The sequence below is a fragment of the Actinomadura napierensis genome, assembly GCF_039529375.1.
Lineage (GTDB): Bacteria > Actinomycetota > Actinomycetes > Streptosporangiales > Streptosporangiaceae > Spirillospora > Spirillospora napierensis.
In genome coordinates this window covers 1-19,450 of sequence record NZ_BAAAMR010000001.1, presented here as the reverse complement: position 1 = coordinate 19,450, position 19,450 = coordinate 1, and the positions used below count along the sequence as shown (strand labels likewise).

General features: G+C 74.8%; 2 protein-coding genes. Both read left to right on the top strand.

Annotated features, from left to right (window positions below):
* Positions 1-1,860, top strand: a 1,860-nt coding sequence (locus ABD296_RS00010; protein WP_344259870.1) for a condensation domain-containing protein, incomplete at its 5' end; no start/stop codon positions are given.
* The coding region (locus ABD296_RS00005) for a non-ribosomal peptide synthase/polyketide synthase (RefSeq protein WP_344259868.1) at positions 1,857-19,450 on the top strand (17,594 nt) is incomplete at its 3' end. The genes ABD296_RS00010 and ABD296_RS00005, both read left to right, overlap by 4 nt.

Sequence of the window (19,450 nt, the reverse complement as noted above, 5' to 3'; positions counted from 1 at the left end):
CCTCCTCCCGCCGGCGACCTGCGGGACTTCCTGCGGCAGCGCCTCCCCGACCACCTGATCCCGTCGGTGTTCGTGGAGCTGGCCGCCCTGCCGATCTCCTCGAACGGCAAGCTCGACCGGGCCGCGCTGCCCGCGCCGGGACCGGAACGTCCCCGGCCGGACGGGCGCTTCACCGCGCCGCGGACGCCGACCGAGCAGATCCTGGCCGAGATCTGGGCCGAGGTGCTGGGGCTGGAGGCGGTCGGCGTCGACGACAACTTCTTCGAGCTCGGCGGCGACTCCATCATGAGCATCCAGGCCGTCGCCCAGGCCCGGCGGGCCGGGGTGCAGATCACCGCCGCCCAGCTCTTCGAGCGTCAGACCGTCGCCGGGCTCGCCGTCCTGGCCGCCGAACGGGCCCCGATCGAGGCCGAACAGGGGCCGGTCGTCGGAGCGGTGCCGCTCACCCCGATCCAGTGGTCGTTCCTCGAACGCGGGTTCCCCGAGCCGCACCACTACAACCAGTCGGTGCTGCTGGAGGTCACCGGCGGCGGACGGCTCGGCCCCGCCGCGTTGCGGGCCGCCTTCGGCGCCGTCCTGGACCACCACGACGCGCTGCGGCTTCGCCTCACCGGCACCACCCTGCGCTGCGCCGCGCCGGAGCCCGCCGACGTGGTGTCGGTCGTCGCCCTGGCGGGCGAGGACGCGGACGCGGCGGCCGAGGCCGCGGCGCTGCGCGCGCAGACCGGCCTCGATCTGGAGAGCGGGCCGCTGCTGCGCGCCGTGCTTTTCGACCACGACGACGGCCGCCAGTCCCTGCTCATCGTGATCCACCACCTCGCGGTGGACGGCGTCTCGTGGCGGATCCTGCTGGAGGACCTCGAATCGGCCTACGCGCAGGCCGAGCGCGGGTCGGCGATCCGGCTGACGGCCAAGACCACCTCGTTCCGCCGCTGGTCGCAGCGGCTCACCGAGCTGGCCGCCTCCGACGAGCTCGCCGCCGAGGCCGGGCACTGGCGGGCGGCGGAGACCCCGGCCGCCCGGCTGCCGCTCGACCACCCCGGCGGGGACAACGGCATGGCCTCCGCCCGCACGGTCGCGGGCGGCCTGACCGCGAGCCGGACCGCGCGGCTCCTGCGCGACGCCCCGGCCGCCTACCGCACCCGCACCGACGACCTGCTGCTGACGGCGCTGGCGCTCGCCCTCGCCGAGTGGACCGGCGAACGGTCCGTCGCCGTCGAGCTCGAAGGCCACGGCCGGGAGGACGTGGGACCCGGCTTCGACGTCTCCCGCACGGTCGGCTGGTTCACCACCCTCTACCCGGTCGTCTTCACCCTCGGCGCCGAAGACGCGGCCGATCCCGGCGCCGCGCTGATGCGGATCAAGGAACAGCTGAGACAGGTGCCGCGCCGCGGCCTCGGCTACGGCCTCCTCCGGCACCTCGCCGGCGGCGACCTCGCCCGGGAGCCGGCGGAGCGGCCGCGCCCCGAGGTCGGCTTCAACTACCTCGGCCAGGTCGACCGCTCACCCGGCGAAGGCGGCAGGCTGCGCTGGAACGGCGCCACGCTCGGCCCGGACCGTGCCGCCTCCGGTCCCCGCGCGCACGTGCTGGAGCTCGACGGCCGGGTGACGGGCGGGCGGCTGGAGCTGACCTGGACCTACTCGGGCGCCCTGCACGAACCCGCCACGATCGGGCGGCTCGCGCGGCGCTACGACGAACTCCTCGGCCTGCTGGTCGAGCACTGCTGCGCCCCCGGCGCCGGCGGCTACACCCCGTCCGACTTCCCGCTCGCCGGTCTCGACCAGGCGGCGCTCGACCTCATCCAGCAGCAGCTCGAGCCGCCCGCGGGCGGCCTCGCCGACGTCCCGGAAAGATCATGACCACGTTCCGGCAGGACGACGCGCCAGCGCGTGCCATCGAGGACCTCTACCCCCTGACCGCCCTCCAGCAGGGCCTGCTCTTTCACAGCGAGCTGGCGCCCGGCTCGGGCATGTACTGGGTCCAGCACGGGCTGCTGATCGAGGGCGACCTGGACCGCGGCGCCTTCCGGCGGGCCTGGGAGCTGGCGGTCGCCGCGCACACCGTGCTGCGCAGCACGGTCGTGTCGCCCGGCTCGGCGACGCCGCTGACCCTGGTGTCGCCGCCGGAGTCGGTGCCGCTGCCGCTGGAGGAGCTCGACTGGCGCGACCGGTCCGACGAGGAGCAGGACGCGGCGCTCGACGACCTCATGGACCGCGACCGCGCGCGGGGGGCCGACCTCGGCCGCCGCAGCCTGGTCCGGATCATGCTGGTCCGGCTCGCCGACGACCGCCACCAGCTGATCTGGAGCCACCACCACCTGCTGCTGGACGGGTGGAGCGTGTCGATCGTGCTCGGCGACGTGCTGAAGGCCTACCGCGACCTGCGCGCGGGCCGGCCGCCGCTGCTGCCCCGGCGCCGTCCGTTCCGCGACTACGTGGCCTGGCTGTCGGGCCGGGACCAGGGCGCGGCGGAGGCTTTCTGGCGCGAACGGCTGCGGGACGTCACCGCCGCCACGTCGCTCGGCGTCGAGCGCAACACCGGCGACCGGGGCCAGGCCACCGTCTCCCGCGAGCTCACCGAGGCGGCGACCGCGGCGCTGGCGGAGACCGCACGCGCGCACCGGCTCACCCTGAACACCGTCGCGCAGGGCGCCTGGGCCCGGCTGCTGTCGGCCTACAGCGGCGACGCCGACGTGGTGTACGGGGTGACCACCTCGGGGCGGACCGAGGAGCTCGACGGCGTCGAGTCGATGGTCGGGCTCCTGATCAACACCATGCCCTGCCGTACCGCCGTGGCCGGCGACGCGCCGGTCGCCGAGTGGCTCGCCCGCCTGCAGGCCGACCAGTCCGAGGCCCGGCGGCACGAGCACATGCCGCTCGTGCGCATCCAGTCGTGGAGCGGCGTTCCCGCCGGGCGCCCCCTCTTCACCAGCCTGTTCGTCTTCGAGAACCAGCCCGCCGAGGGGTTCGGCGGTGAGGCGGACGGGGACGGGCCGCGGATCACCGACAACCGGTCCCGGGAGCGGGCGGACTACCCGCTCACGCTCGTCGTGGCGCCCGGCCCGCGCCTGAGGATCAGCCTCACCTACGACCGGTCGGTCTTCGACCCCGCGACCGCCGAACGGCTGGTGGCCCATTTCGCCGGAACGCTCGACGCCTTCACCGCCGATCCCACCGGACCGCTGCCGCTTCTGGCCCCGAGGCCGGGCGACGTCGCGGCGTGGAACGCCACCGACGCCCCCGTTCCGCGGGTGGGCGGCGCGCACGAGCTGGTCGCCGGCCCCGGGGAGGCGACGGCGGTCGTCTGCGGCGAGGCGAGCCTCTCGTACGCCGAGCTGGAGGAACGCGCCAACCGGCTCGCCCATCACCTGCGCGGCCTCGGCGTCGGCCCCGAGACGGTCGTCGGGCTGTGCCTGGACCGTGGCCTCGACTTCGTGACCTCTTTGCTGGCCATCTGGAAGGCGGGCGGCGCCTACCTGCCGCTCGATCCCGCCTACCCGGCCGAGCGGCTGGCCTTCATGACCGCCGACAGCGGTGCGAAGGTCGTGATCGCCCGGGGCACCGAAGTGGACGGATGCGTCATCGTCGACCCGGACGACCCAGCGGTCGCCGGGTGTCCCGCGGACCCGCCGGATGTGCGGACCCGGCCGGGCCAGCTCGCGTACGTGATCTACACGTCGGGCTCGACCGGGCGTCCCAAGGGCGTTCAGGTCGGCCACCGCGGCCTGGTCAACCGGCTCGCCTGGATGCAGCGCCGCCGGCCGCTCGCGCCCGGCGACGGCGTCCTGCACAAGACCCCCGCGTCGTTCGACGTGTCGCTGTGGGAGCTGCTGTGGCCGCTGATGGCGGGCGGGCGCCTGGTGCTCGCCGAGCCCGGCCGCCAGGGCGACGTCCCGTACGTCATGAAGCTGATCGAGGACGAGCGGATCGCGGTCGCGCACTTCGTGCCGTCGCTGTTCCACCGCTTCGTGCTGCACGAGCCGTTCCGGGCGATGCCGAGCCTGCGGCTGGTGGTGTGCAGCGGCGAGGCGCTCTCCGGCGACGACGTCGCCCGGCTCTACGCCCGGCACGAGAACGTCGTGGTCGAGAACCTGTACGGCCCCACCGAGGCGTCCATCGAGGTCTCGTCGTGGACGTGCGAGCGCCCGGGGGACGCCGCCGCGTCGCCGCCGATCGGGACGCCGATCGCCAACTTCCGGCTGTACGTGCTGGACCGCTGGCTGAACCCGGTTCCGCCCGGCGTGCCGGGCGAGCTGTTCATCGGCGGCGTCGGCGTCGCGCGCGGATACGCGGGCCGGCCCGGCCTGACCGCCGAACGGTTCGTGGCCGACCCGTTCGCGGCCGACGGCTCCCGCCTGTACCGGACCGGCGACCGGGCCCGGTGGCGCGACGACGGCACGGTCGAATACCTGGGCCGCCTCGACCATCAGGTCAAGGTCCGCGGCTTCCGCGTCGAGCCCGGCGAGATCGAGGCCGCCCTCGTCGCCCACTCCGCCGTGGCCGCCGCCGCGGTGATCGCCCTGAACGAACGGCTGGTCGGCTACGTCGTGCCCGCCGACCCCGCGGCCGGGGCGCCGCCCTCCGCCGAACTGCGCGAACTGCTGCGCGAGGGGCTGCCCGACCACCTGATCCCGTCGGTGTTCGTCGAGCTGGCAGGCCTGCCGCTGAACGCCAACGGCAAGCTCGACCGGGCCGCCCTTCCCGCGCCCGAGGACGCCCGCCCGGACGGCCCCGGCCAGGCCTCCGGCGAGCACTCGCCCACCGAGGAGATGCTCATCGGGATCTGGGCGCAGGTCCTGGGCCTGGACCGGATCGGCGTGCACGACGACTTCTTCGAGCTGGGCGGGCATTCCCTGCTGGCCACCCAGGTGATGTCGCGGATCAGGGCGGCCTTCGGAGTGGAGGCCGCGCTGGCCGGGCTGTTCGACCACCCGACCGTGCGGGAACTGGCCGGAGTGGTCGACGCCCTCACGGCCGGAGCGGCGGGCACGCCGCCGGTGCCCCCGATCGTCGCCGTGCCCCGCGACGGGACGGCACCGGCGTCGTACGCGCAGCAACGGCTCTGGTTCCTGGACCGCCTCGAACCCGGCTCCGCCGAATACAACCTGCCCATGGTGCTGCGTCTCGGCGGGCCCCTGGACGCCGGAGCCCTGAGCGCCGCGCTCGACGCGCTGATCGAACGGCACGAGGTGCTGCGGACCCGGCTGGTCACCGTGGACGGCACGGCCGTCCAGGTGATCGATCCGCCGCGCCCCGGGGCGCTGACCGTCACCGACGCCGGCGGCATCGCGGCGGCCGAGGCCCTGGTCGCCGCCGACGCGACCGCGCCGTTCGATCTGGCCGCGGGCCCGCTGCTGCGGGCCAGGCTGATCCGGCTTGCGCCCGACGACCACGTGTTCGGCCTCTGCATGCATCACGTGGTCTCCGACGAATGGTCGGCCGGGCTGCTCCGCCATGAGCTCGCGCTGCTGTACGAGGCGTTCCGCGACGGCGAACCCTCGCCCCTGCCGCCCCTGCCGCTGCAGTACGCCGACTTCGCCGTCTGGCAGCGGGACCACCTGACCGGAGAAGTGCTCGAGGCGCGGCTGGACTACTGGCGCGACCGGCTCGCGGACGCGCCGCCGTTGGACCTGCCGACCACCCGGCCGCGCCCGCCGGTCCGCTCGTCCGCCGGTGCCGTTCACGACTTCCGCGTCCCCGAGGCCACCGCCCTGCGGCTGCGGGCGGTGAGCCGCGAGGCGGGCGCGACGATGTTCATGACCCTGCTCGCCGGATTCTCGGTCGTGCTCGGCCGGTACGCCGACCAGGACGACGTCGTGGTCGGCACCCCGATCGCGGGACGCGACCGGGCCGAGACAGAGGCGCTCATCGGCTTCTTCGTCAACACGCTGGCGCTGCGCACCGACCTCTCCGGCGACCCGGCCTTCACCGAGGTCGTGGGACGGGTCCGCCGGGAGGCCCTCGGCGCCTACGCGCACCAGGACGTGCCGTTCGAACGGCTCGTGGACGCGCTGCGGCCCGACCGGGACCGTTCCCGCCACCCGCTCTTCCAGGTCATGTTCGACTACGCGCAGGGCGGCGGCGCGCAGTGGTCGGCGGGGTTCGGCGACTTCGAGGTCACCCGGGTTCCGGTGCCGCGCGACACGGCGCTGTTCGACCTGGCGCTGGTGCTCGCCGACGACGGGGACGGCGACGGCCTGTCCGGGCGGATCGAGTACAGCACCGAACTCTTCGACGCGGCCGCGATCGAGCGGCTCGCCGGTCATCTGCGCACCCTCCTCGACCGCGTGTCGCGGGAGCCCGCGCGGCGCCTGTCCGCCCTGCCGCTGCCGGACGCCGCCGAGCGGCGCCGGACGCTGGTCGACGGGAACGCCGCCCACCGTCCGCCGCCGGACGCCGCCGGGGTGCACGAACTGATCGCCGCCGCCGCGCCGCCGGACGCCCCGGCCGTGACCTGCGGCGACCGCACGCTGAGCCACGGAGAACTGGGCGCCCGCGCGGACCGGCTCGCCCGGCGCCTCCGGGACGCGGGCATCGGCCGCGAGTCGGTCGTGGCCCTCTTCCTGCCCCGGGACGCCGACCTGGTGGTGGCGGTGCTCGCCGTCTGGAAGGCCGGCGCCGCCTACCTCGCCCTCGACCCCGACGACCCGCCCGAACGGCTCGCGTACAAGCTCTCCGACAGCGGCGCCCGGCTCGTGCTGACCGGCCGTTCGGGTGATGAGCCGCCGACCGGCGTGCCGGCGCTCGTCCTGGACGGCGAGGAGGTGGCGGCGGCCGATGACACTCCGGCCCCTCCGGTCGCCGCATGCCTGCCGGACCAGCTCGCCGCGGTCGTCTACACCTCCGGCTCGACCGGCCTCCCGAAGGGCGTCCAGGTCACGCACGGCTCGCTGACCGGGCTGTTCGCGGCCTGGTCCGGCACGCACTTCCCGGCGGGGACCGGCTACCGGTGGCTGTCGGTGGCGGGTGCCGGCTTCGACGTGTTCACCGGCGACGTGGTCCGGGCGCTCTGCTCGGGCGGCACGCTGGTGCTCGCGCCGGTCGGCCACCAGACCGACCCGGCACGGCTCGCCGGGACCCTGGCGCGCGAACGGGTGGAGGCGTTCGAGGCCGCGCCCCGCTTTGTGGACGCGCTGGTCGAGCACGTCGCCCGGACCGGCGAACGGCCTGAGTCGCTGCGGCTGCTGGTGGTGACGACCGACGCCTGGCGGCTGGCCCGCGCCCGGCGCGCCCGCGACGTCCTCGGGCCGGACGTGCGGCTGCTCACCGCGTTCGGCATCACCGAGACGACCGTCGACAGCACCTACAGCGAGCTGCCCGGCGTCGGCGCCGACGGCATCGGCGCCGACGGGCCCGCGCCGATCGGCGCGCTGCTGCCCGGCACCGCCGTCTACGTGCTCGACCGGCACCTGGCCCCGCTGCCCGTCGGCGTCCCCGGCGAGCTTTTCATCGGCGGGGGAGGGGTGGCGCGCGGCTACGGCGGGCGGCCGGAGCTGACGGCCGAACGGTTCGTGCCGGACCCGTTCGCGGCGGACGGCGGCCGGCTCTACCGCAGCGGCGACCGCGTGCGATGGCGTCCGGACGGCGAGCTGGAGTTCCTGGGCCGCACCGACCACCAGATCAGGCTGCGGGGCTTCCGGATCGAGCCGGGGGAGGTCGAGGCGGTCCTGCTCGACCACCCGGCCGTGACCGCCGCCGTGGTGATCGCCCGCGACGACAGGCTCGTCGGGTACCTCGTCGCCGCCGACCCCGCCGCCGGGCTCCCCTCGACGACCGGGCTGCGCGAGTTCGTGCGCGCCCGGCTGCCCGAGTCGATGACCCCGGCGGTCTTCGTGGAGCTCGCCGCGATCCCGCTGACCCGCCATGGCAAGGTCGACCGCGCGGCGCTCCCCGAACCCGGCGGCGACCGGCCGGTGCTGGCGGGTTCGGCGGTCGCGGCGCGCACCCCGGCGGAGGAGCTGGTCGCGGGGATCTGGGCGGAGGTGCTCGGCACCCGCACGGTGGGCGTGCACGACACGTTCTTCGAGCTCGGCGGCCACTCGCTGCTCGCCGTCCAGGTCGCGTGGCGGATAGGCGAGGCCTTCGGCGTCGAACCCGCGCTCGCCGACCTCTTCGACCATCCGACCGTCGCCGGGCTGGCCGCGGGGCTCGACCGGGCCGACGCGGCCGCCGGGGCCGCGTCCGGGGCGCCGGAGCCGGCGCCCGCTGCGCCGATCACCGCCCGGCCGTCCGCCGCCGCGCCCGCGCCGCTGTCGTACGCCCAGCAGCGCCTCTGGTTCCTGGACCGGCTCGAACCCGGCTCGATCGAGTACAACGTCCCGCTCACCCTGCGGCTGACCGGGCCTCTCGACACGGCGGCGCTGACCGCCGCGCTGGACGAGATCGTCGCGCGGCACGAGGTATTGCGGACCCGCCTGGTCACCTTCGCCGACGGCGTCGCCCGCCAGGTCGTCGGCGAGCCCGGCGGTCTCGGCCTGGCCGTCGTCGACCTGACCGCCGAGCCCGACCCGGCCGCCCGCGCAGGGGAGCTGGTCGACCGCGCGGTGACCGCGCCGTTCGACCTGGCCTCCGGGCCGCTAGTCCGCAGCATGCTCCTCGTCCTCGGCAAGGACGATCATGTGCTGAGCCTGTGCATGCACCACGTCGTCTCCGACGAGTGGTCCTCGAACGTGCTGTGGCGCGAGCTGTCGGCGCTGTACGCGGCGTTCGCGGACGGCAAACCTTCGCCGCTCCCGCCGCTCACCGTCCAGTACGCCGACTTCGCCGTCTGGCAGCGCGCGCACGTGCGCGGCGAGCTGCTCGACGGCCAGCTCGCCTTCTGGCGCGACACGCTGCGGGACGCGCCCGAGCTGGAGCTTCCGCTGGACCGGCCGCGCCCCGCCGAGCGGTCGGCGGCGGGCGCGATGGTGAACTTCGAGATTCCCGCCGCCACCGCGGCCCGGCTCCGCGCGCTCAGCGGTCAGAGCGGGGCCACGATGTTCATGACGCTGCTGTCGGCCTTCTCGATCGTGCTCGGCCGATACGCCGGGACCGACGACGTCGTGGTCGGCGCGCCCGTCGCGGGGCGCACCCGGCCCGAGACCCAGCACCTCATCGGCTTCTTCATCAACACCGTCGTGCTGCGCACCGACCTGTCCGGCGACCCCGCGTTCGCCGACGTCCTCGCGCGGGTGCGCGCGGGTGCGCTGGACGCCTTCGCCCACCAGGACGTCCCGTTCGAGCAGGTGGTGGACGCCCTGCGCCCGGACCGGGACCGGGGCCGCAACCCGCTGTTCCAGGTGCTGTTCGACGTCGAGCAGGCCGACGCCACGGCCGCCGGTCTCCCGGGCCTGGCCTCGTCCGACTTCGGCGGCCCGCGCCGCACCACCCCGTTCGACCTCAGCGTCGTGATCGTGGACGGGGACGAGCCGGCCGGCGCGCTGGAGTACGCCACCGACCTGTTCGACGAGGCGACGGCGCGGGCTCTGACCCGCCACCTCCTCGCGGTGCTCGACGCGATGGCCGCCGACCCGGGGCGCCGCCTGTCCGAGCTCGACCTGCTGGACGCGGCCGAACGGCGGCAGGAGATCGCGGCGTGGAACGCGACCGAGGCGGCGCTCGCGGACGTCGGCGGCGTCCACGAGCTGATCGACGCGCAGACCGGCCGTACCCCGGACGCGACGGCCGTCGTCTGGGACGGCCGGGACCTCACCTATGCCGAGCTGGCGGAGCGGTCGAACCGGCTGGCCCGTCATCTGCGGTCGGTGGGCGTGCGCGCCGACGACGTCGTCGGTCTGTGCGTCACTCGCGGATTCGACCTGGTGGTCGCGATGCTGGCGGTGCTCAAGGCGGGCGCGGCCTACCTCCCGCTGGAGCCGGACCACCCGGCCGAGCGCACCCGTTTCATGGTCGCCGAGTGCGGTGCCGAGGTGGTGATCGGGCACGCCGAGACGCTGGCGCGCCTGCCGGAGCTCCCGGTGCGGCGGGTCGACCTCGACGACCCCGCGATCGCTTCGGCGGACGACGGCCCGCTCGCGACGGCGACCCATCCGGACCAGCTCGCCTTCGTCATCTTCACCTCCGGATCGACCGGCCGCCCCAAGGGGGTGTCGCTGACGCACCGCGGGCTGGTGAACGTGCTCGCCTGGCGGCAGGAGGCGTTCGGCCTCGCGGCCGGGGAACGCGTGCTGCAGAAGAGCGCCATCGGCTTCGACGCCGCCACGGGGGAGATCCTCTGGCCGCTCGCGGTGGGCGCCCAGGTGGTCGTCGCCGACCCGGAACGCCGCGCCGACCTGGACTACCTCGCGGAGACCGTCGAACGGGAGGGCATCGACGTCATCGACATCGTGCCGTCGCTGTTCCGGCTGCTGGTCCGGCGGGAGGGATTCGGCGCCGGCCTGCGGCTGGTGGTGTGCGGCGGCGAGGCCCTGCCGGGCGAGGACGTCGCCCGTTTCCAGCAGGCCAACCCCCGGGCGGCGGTCCACAACGTGTACGGCCCGACCGAGGCGTCGATCGACGTGTCGTCCTGGTCGTGCCCGCGCCCGGTCGGGGTGTCGGGCGTCCTGCCGATCGGCGGGCCGGTCGGCAACACCCGGCTGTACGTGCTGGACCGCTCGCTCCGTCCGGTGCCGGCGGGCGCGGCGGGCGAGCTGTTCATCGCGGGCGCGGGACTGGCGCGCGGTTACGCGGCGCGGCCAGCCCTGACCGCGGAGCGGTTCGTGCCCGACCCGTTCGTCGGGGACGGGTCGCGGATGTACCGCAGCGGCGACCGCGTCCGGCGGCGGCGGGACGGCACGCTGGAGTTCCTCGGGCGGATGGACGCCCAGGTCAAGATCCGGGGCGTCCGGATCGAGCCCGGCGAGGTCGAGGCGGCGCTGCTCGGCCATCCGGCCGTCGCGGCGGCCGTGGTCGTGGCCCGGGACGAGCGGCTGGTCGCCTACGCCGTCCCCGCCGACCCCGAGCGCGGACTGCCCGGCGCCGACGAGATCAGGACGTTCCTGCGCACGGTCCTGCCGCCCCACCTCGTCCCCGCTGCCGTGGTCGAGCTGGACGCGCTTCCGTTCCGGTCGAACGGCAAGCTCGACCGCGACGCCCTTCCGTCCGCCGAACCCCGGGCGGAGGCGCGGACGGCGCCGCGGACCGCGGCCGAACAGCTCCTGGCCGGAATCTGGGCCCAGGTGCTGGACGTGCCGGACGTCGGCGCCACCGACGACTTCTTCGCGCTCGGCGGGCACTCGCTGCTCGCCACCCAGGTCATCTCCCGGGTCCGCGCGGTCTTCGAGACCGAACTGCCCCTCGCCGCGCTCTTCGACCGGCCGACCGTGCGCGGCCTCGCGGAGGCGATCGGCCGGACGGGCGGCGGCGGGCTCGCGCCGCCGCTGCTCCCGGTACCGCGCGACGGCCTGGTCCCGGCCTCCTTCGCCCAGCAGCGGCTGTGGTTCCTCGACCAGCTGGACCGGGGCTCGACCGACTTCAACGTGCCCGTCGCGCTGCGGCTGCGCGGACCGCTGGACGTGGCGGCGCTCACCGCCGCCGTCGACGCGGTCATGGCGCGGCACGAGGCGCTGCGCACCCGGTTCACGGCGGTGGACGGCGTCGCCCACCAGGTCATCGACCCGCCCGGCGGACCGGCCCTGCGCCTGCAGGATGTCGGCGGCGAGGCGGATCCCCTCGCGAGCGCAACGGCGCTGGCGGCGGCCGACGCGTCCGCGCCGTTCGACCTGGCCGAGGGGCCGCTGTGCCGGTGGCGGCTGATCCGTCTCGGCGACGGCGACCACGTCTTCTCGATGGTGATGCACCACATCGTGTGCGACGAGTGGTCCGCGGGACTGCTGCGACAGGAGATCGCCACCCTGTACGGCGCATTCGCGGCGGGCGGCCGGGAAGTCCCGCTCGCGCCGCTGCCGCTGCAGTACGCCGACTTCGCGGAATGGCAGCGGGACTGGCTGCGCGGCGACGTCCTCGAAGGGCAGCTGGGGCACTGGCGGGAGCGGCTCGCCGACGCGCCCGATCTGGAACTGCCGCTCGATCGGCCGCGGCCACCCGTCCGCTCGTCGGCGGGCGCGGTCGTCGAGTTCGCCGTGCCGGAGACGACCGGGCGCGGGCTGCGGGAGCTCAGCCGCTCGTGCGGCGCGACGATGTTCATGACGCTGCTGGCGGCGTACGCGGTGACGCTGGGGCGTTTCACCGGCCAGGACGACGTGCTCGTCGGCACCCCGATCGCGAACCGCAACCGGGCCGAGACCGAGGACCTCGCCGGATTCTTCGTCAACACGCTGGTGCTGCGCACCGACCTGTCCGGCGACCCCGCGTTCGCCGAGGTCGTGGAGCGGGTGCGGCGCGACGCCCTCGCCGCCTACACCCACCAGGACGTCCCGTTCGAGCAGGTCGTCGACGCCCTCCAGCCGCGCCGCGACCGCGGCCGCACGCCGATCTTCCAGGCCCTGTTCAACTACGACCAGGACGGCGGCGAACGCCTCGACCTGCCCGGGATCGAGGCGGAGCTGCTCGCGGTCGCCGAGCCGATCGCGCTGACCGACGTGCGCCTGGCGTTCATGGACGCCGACGACGGCCTCACCGCGATGGTCGAGTACAGCACCGAGCTGTTCGACCGGCCGACCGTGGAACGGCTGGCCGAACGGATCGGCCTGCTGCTCGGCGAGATCGCCGCCGATCCGGGCCGGCGGCTGTCGGAGCTGGCGACCCTCACCGGCGACGAACGCCGGAAGGTGACCCTCGACCGGAACCGCGCCGCCGCGCCGCGACCGGGCGCCCCGTCCGTCCACGAACTGGTCGCGCGGTGGGCGCGGGCCACCCCCGACGCGACCGCCGTGATCGCCGGATCCGATGTCCTCACCTACGCCGAGCTGGAGGAACGCGCGAACCGCCTCGCCGGGCATCTGCGCGGCCTCGGCACCGGGCCGGAGACCGTGGTGGGCCTGTGCCTGCCGCGCGGCGTGGACCTGGCGGCGGCGTCGCTGGCGGTGTGGAAGGCCGGCGGCGCCTACCTGCCGCTCGACCCGGCGCTCCCCGCCGGACGCCTCGCGTACATGCTCACCGACAGCCGCGTCTCCGTGCTGGTGGGCACCACCGAGACGCTGGACGACCTGCCGGCCGGGCGCGTGCGCCGGGTCGCCCTGGACGACCCGGCCGTCGACCTGGCGATCCGGGCCTGCCCGCCGGACGCCCCCGCCACCCCGGCGCCCCATCCGGACGGCCTCGCGTACGTGATCTACACCTCCGGGTCGACCGGCAGTCCGAAGGCCGTGCAGATCCCGCACCGCGGCGTGCTCACCATGGTCGCCGCCCAGCACGACGTGCTCGGCGTGACGCCCGACGACGCGGTGCTGCAGTTCGCCTCGTCGAGCTTCGACGCGGCGGTCTCGGAGACCTTCATGGCCCTGGCCTACGGAGCGACGCTGGTCGTGGCCCTGGCCGGGGAGCGCACCGAGCCCGGCGCGCTCGCCGGGTTGATCGAGGCGCGGGACGTCACGGTGGCGACGCTTCCGCCGACGCTGCTGGACGTGATGTCCCCGTCGCGCCTGCCCGGCCTGCGGACGCTCCTGTCGGCCGGTGAACGCCTGGACCCCGGCACGGCGGCCGTGTGGGCGCGGGACCGGCGTATGTTCAACGCCTACGGCCCCACCGAGATCACCGTCTGCGCGTCGATGGCGCCGTGCGGGACCGGCCCGGACCGCGAGGCGCCCATCGGCGCCCCCATCGGCGGCACCCGGCTGTACGTGCTCGACCGGCACCTCGCCCCGGTGCCGGTCGGCGTGACCGGCGAGCTGTACGTCGGCGGCGCGGGCGTCGCGCGCGGCTACGGCGGCCGTCCGGACCGCACGGCCGAACGGTTCGTGGCCGACCCGTTCGCCGCCGACGGGTCACGGCTCTACCGGACCGGCGACCGGGTCCGCTGGCGCGCCGACGGGCAGCTGGTCTACCTCGGCCGCATCGACGACCAGGTGAAGGTGCGCGGCTTCCGGGTGGAGCCCGGCGAGATCGAGGCCGCGCTGACCGCGCTTCCCGGCGTGGGCACCGCCGTCGTCGTCGCGGCCGGCGAAGGTGCGGCGCGGCGGCTGGTCGCGTACGTGGTGGCCGCCGACGCCGCGGCGGGCGCGCCCGCGGCGGACGACCTCCGATCGGCGTTGTCGGCGTCGCTGCCGCACCATCTGGTGCCCTCGGTCTTCGTCGAGCTGGCGTCGATGCCGCTGACGGCCAACGGCAAGGTGGACCGCGCGGCGCTGCCCGACCCCGGGACGGCGACCGCGGAACGGCCGGGCGGCCTCGCGCCGCGCACCCCCACCGAGGAGATCCTGACCGGGATCTGGGCCGAGCTGCTGGGCCGCGACCGCGTCGCCGCCGACGACGACTTCTTCGCGCTCGGCGGGCACTCGCTGCTGGCGACCCAGGTGATGTCGCGCGTCCGTCTCGTGCTGGGCGTCGACGTGCCGGTGGCCGGGCTCTTCGACAACCCGACGCCAGCCGCGCTCGCCGCGCTGATCGACGCGGCCGCGCCGGGCGAGCGGTCGCCGGCGGTCGTCCCCGTCCCGCGCGACCGGCCGCTGCCGCTGTCGTTCGCGCAACAGCGGGTGTGGTTCCTCGACCAGCTCGACCCCGGCTCCGCCGAGCACAACGTGCCGACGACCCTGCGCCTCGCGGGCCCCGTCGACCCGGCCGACGTGCGGGCCGCGCTGGAGGCGGTCGTCGTGCGGCACGAGGTGCTGCGGACCCGGTTCGTACCGGACGAGGACGGCGTCGTCCACCAGGTGATCGGCTCCGGCCGCGCCGTCGAACTGGAGCTGACCGACCTCGCCGCCCGGCCCCCGGCGGAGGCGACCGCCGAGGCGGAGCGGCTGGTCGCCGCGGACGCCGCGGTGCCGTTCGACCTGGCCGCCGGATCGCTCATGAGGGCGCGGCTGCTGCGCTTCGGCCCCGAGGAGCACGTGCTGTGCGTCGTGTTGCACCACGCCGTCTCCGACGAGTGGTCCGCCGGAATCCTCGTCCGCGAGGTGACGGCCCTGCACGACGCGATCAGACGCGGGGAGGACGCCGGCCTGCCCGCGCTGCCGGTCCAGTACGCCGACTTCACGGTGTGGCAGCGGGAGTGGCTGCGCGGTGAGGTGCTGGCGGCCGAGCTGGATCACTGGCGTTCCCGTCTCGCGGGCGCCACCGCCCTGGAGCTGCCCACCGACCGGCCCCGGACGGCGGTGCGGACGGCCGCGGGCGCCGCGGTCGGCATCGAGGTCCCGGCGGACGTCGCCGCGCGGTTGCGCGCCCTCGGCCGAGGTTCGGGCGCGACGATGTTCATGACCCTGCTCTCGGCCTACGCCGTCGTCCTCGGCGGGCTCGCGGGCCAGGACGACGTGCTCGTCGGGACGCCGATCGCGGGCCGCAACCGGGCCGAGACCGAGGGCCTGATCGGATGCTTCGTCAACACGCTCGTCCTGCGCGCCGACCTGTCGGGCGACCCGGCGGTCACCGAGCTGCTCGAACGCGTGCGGGCAGGCGCGCTCGACGCCTACGCCCACCAGGACCTGCCGTTCGAGCAGCTCGTCGACGCGCTGGTGGTGGAGCGCGACCGCTCCCGGCACCCCCTCGTCCAGGTGCTCTTCAACTACGACGGAGAGCCGGCCGACCTCGACGCGATCGCGCCGCCCGGCATCCAGAGCACGCGCTTCGACCTGCGGCTGGTGCTGTCCGACACCGAGGAGGGCGGGCTCGCGGGCTCGGTCGAGTACAGCACGGAGCTCTTCGACCGGTCTTCGGCCGAACGGATCGCGGCATGCCTGACGACGGTCCTCGATGCGATGGCGGCCGGCGCCGACCGGCGGTTGTCGGCGCTGCCGCTGATCGACGCGGGCGAGCGGACCCGCCTGCTGGAGACCTGGGCCGGGACCGGCGGGCGGCGGCCCGAGCGGCCGGGCGTGCACCTGTCGGTGGCGGGGGAACCGGACGCCGTCGCGGTCACGGCGGACGGCGGACCGTCGCTCACCTACGGTGAACTGACCGAACGTGTCGCACTGCGCGCCGGATACCTGCGCGGCCTGGGCGTCGGTCCCGAAACCGTCGTGGGCGTGTGCCTGCCCCGGGGTGTGGACGTTGTGGTGACGCTGCTGGCGGTCTGGCAGGCCGGCGGCGCCTACCTGCCGTTGGATCCCGGGCTTCCGGTGGATCGGCTGGCGTTCATGCTGGCCGACAGCGGGGCGTCGGTGGTGGTCGGCACGGTCGACTCGGTCGGCGACCTGCCGGTGGGCCGGGTGCGGCTGGTGACGCTGGACGATCCGGTCACGGCCGCGTCCCTCGGCCTGGCCGAGCCCCTCCCTGCGGAGCCCGTGCATGCGGACCAGCTCGCGTACGTCATCTACACCTCCGGTTCGACGGGACGGCCCAAGGGAGTGCAGGTCACCCACGGCGGTCTCACCGCCTACGTGCGCGGTGCGATGGACAGGATCGGGTTCGGTCCCGGTTCGTATGCGATGGTCCAGTCGGCGGTGACGGATTTCGGCAACACGGTGCTGTTCGGTGCGCTGCTGTCCGGTGGATCGCTGCACCTCATCGATGAGCTGACCGCCGCCGATCCGGCCGCGCTGCGCGCCTATCTGCGGGCGCATCCGATCGACTTCCTGAAGATCGTGCCGTCGCATCTGGCTGCGTTGGCGGGCGGCGGCGATTTGTCTGGGCTGTTGCCGGCGCGGGCGCTGGTCCTGGGTGGGGAGGCGGCGTCGGCGGCCTTGGTGGACGCGCTGGTCGGGGCCGCTGAGTGTGCGGTGGTCAATCACTATGGGCCAACGGAGACGACGGTGGGGGTGGCCACCGCTCGGTTGACGCCGGACGGTGGCGTGCCGATCGGTCGTCCCTTGCCGCATGCGCGTCTGTACGTGCTGGATCGGTTCCTGAATCCGGTGCCGGTCGGGGTGGTGGGTGAGCTTTACATCGCCGGTGTGGGGGTGGCGCGTGGTTATCGCGGGCGTCCGGACCTGACAGCGGATCGGTTCGTGCCTGATCGTTTCGTTGGTGACGGGTCGCGGATGTATCGCAGTGGGGATCGGGTGCGGTGGCGCGCGGACGGGCAGTTGGAGTTCTTGGGCCGCGTCGATGACCAGGTGAAGGTGCGCGGCTTCCGGGTCGAGCCCGGCGAGGTCGAGGCGGCACTGACCGCCCTTCCGGGAGTCGCGGCCGCGGTCGTGGTCGCCGATGGCGAGGGCGCGGAGCGTCGCCTGGTCGCCTACCTCGTTCCCGCCGATGAGGGCGAAGGCGTCCCCGGGGCGGGTGAGCTGCGCGCGCGGTTGGCGCGGACCTTGCCCGATCACCTGATTCCGGCGGTGTTCGTGGAGCTGGCGTCGCTGCCGCGCACGGCCAACGGGAAGGTCGACAAGAAGGCGCTGCCCGGCCCGGATTCGGCGCGGCAGGTGGCGGCGGATTCGGGGGGGCCGCGCACGCCCGTCGAGGAGGTCGTGGTGGGGGTGTGGGCTCACGTTCTGGGCCTGGAGCGTGTCGGGATCGATGACGACTTCTTCGAGCTGGGTGGGCATTCGCTGCTGGCCACACGGGTGGTGTCCCGGATCCGCAGTGTGCTGGGCGTCGAGGTGCCGTTGTCGGAGTTGTTCGATCATCCGACGGTGGCGGGGCTCGCGGCCGTGGTGGCGGGGGCGTGGCCGAGCGGGTCCGCTCCCCCGATCGTTGCGGTCCCGCGTGATCGTCCGTTGCCGTTGTCGTTCGCGCAGCAGCGCCTGTGGTTCCTCGACCAATTCGAACCCGGCTCGGTGGACTACAACGCCCTCGTCGCCGTGCGGATGGCGGGCGCGGTCGACGCGGCCGCGCTCCGGGCCGCGCTCACCGCGCTGGTCGAACGCCACGAGGTGCTGCGGACGCGCCTGGTCGCCGACGAGGAAGGCGTGCCCTTCCAGGTCATCGATCCTCTGGCGGAGGTGGACCTGCCGATCCTTGACGTGAGCGGGGCGGCCGACCCGCTGAGCGAGGCCCGGGACAAGGTGGCCGAGGACCTGTCCGAACCGTTCGATCTGGCGGTGGGGCCGTTGCTGCGGGCTCGGCTGTTCGTGCTGGCTCCCGATGATCATGTGTTGGGTCTGTGCGTGCATCACGTGGTGTCGGATGAGTGGTCGGCGGGTGTGCTGCGGGATGAGCTCTCGGCGCTCTACGAGGCGTTTTCCCGTGGCGAGCCGTCTCCGTTGGCTCCGCTTCCTGTGCAGTACGCCGACTTTGCGGTGTGGCAGCGCGAGTGGCTGCGCGGCGAGGTGCTGGAAGGCCAGCTCGGGTACTGGCGCGATCGGCTCGCCGGGCTCCCTGTGCTGGAGCTGCCCACCGACCGGCCCCGTCCCGCGGCACAGTCCTCGGCGGGATCGGCGGTCGGCTTCGAGGTGCCCGCCGACGTCACCGCACGGCTGCGCGCGCTGAGCGGGGAGTCCGGCGCGACGATGTTCATGACGCTCCTCGCCGCGTTCACGGTGCTTCTCGGCCGGTACGCCGATCAGGACGACGTCGTGGTCGGTACGCCGATCGCGGGCCGCAACCGGGCCGAGACCGAGGGCCTGATCGGGTTCTTCGTCAACACGCTGGTGATGCGGACCGACCTGTCGGGCGACCCCACGTTCGGTGAACTCCTGGACCGGGTGCGCCGAGGCGCACTGGAGGCCTACGCCCACCAGGACCTCCCGTTCGAGCAACTCGTCGACGTCCTCCAACCCGACCGCGACCGGTCCCGCCACCCGCTGTTCCAGATCATGTTCGACTACGGTCAGGGCGTCCGGCCCGCCGATCCCGGCATCGACGTGCCCCGGCGGACCACGCTCTTCGACCTGACCCTGGTGCTGGAGGACCACGCCGGGGGCGGCCTGGCCGGAGCGATCGAGTTCGCCCAGGACCTCTACGACGAACGCACCGCCGCGCGGCTGGCGGGCCATCTCGTCACGTTGCTGACCGCGATCGCCGCCGAGCCCGGCCGTCCGGTGTCCGAACTGGATCTCCTGGACGCTGCGGAGACCCGCCAGGTGGTGGCCGACTTCAACGCCACCGGCGCCCCGGCGCCCGCCGCCCGGACCGTGCACGAGCTCATCGCCCGCCGTGCCGCCGCGCACGGCTCGCAGCCGGCCGTCGTCTTCGGCGGCGACGCGCTGACCTACGAGGAGCTCGAACGGCGCGCGGACGGCCTCGCGAGCCGCCTGCGCGGACTCGGCGTCGGCCCCGAGACGGTCGTCGGGCTGCACCTGTCACGCGGCCTGGACCTGGTCTCCGCGGTCCTGGCGGTCTGGAAGGCGGGCGGCGCGTACCTGCCGCTCGACCCCGAGTACCCGGCGGAACGGCTCACGTTCATGCTCGCCGACGGCGGCGTCCACCTGCTGATCACCGACTCGGCGGCACCGGACGGCTGGGACGGGCCGACGATCACCCCGGAGGGCGCGCGCCCCGCTGCGGGCGGCCCCGCCGCGGACGGCCCCGCCGCGCGCGGCCC